Annotated in this window: 1 protein-coding gene; it reads left to right on the top strand. The window is 28.6% G+C overall.

Annotation, left to right across the window (positions count from 1 at the left end; all coding sequences use genetic code 11):
• Positions 1 to 206, top strand: a 206-nt coding sequence (locus L977_RS24730; RefSeq protein WP_047625801.1) for a hypothetical protein, incomplete at both ends; no start/stop codon positions are given.

Genomic DNA, 206 nt, shown 5'->3' with positions numbered 1-206 from the left:
GAACATTGCATTGATTGAACCTTTAAGCGATAAATCATTTGCATTGATTGAACCTTTAAGCGATAAATTATTTGCGTTGATTGAACCTTTAAGTGATAAATTATTTGCATTGATTGAATCTTTAAGTGATAAATCGTTTGCGTTGATTGAACCTTTAAGCGATAAATTATTTGCATTGATTGAATCTTTAAGTGATAAATCGTTTG

The sequence above is a fragment of the Enterobacter sp. ZOR0014 genome (assembly GCF_000798855.1).
GTDB classification, from domain to species: domain Bacteria; phylum Pseudomonadota; class Gammaproteobacteria; order Enterobacterales; family Enterobacteriaceae; genus Enterobacter; species Enterobacter kobei.
This window is presented reverse-complemented; position numbering and strand designations above follow the sequence as displayed.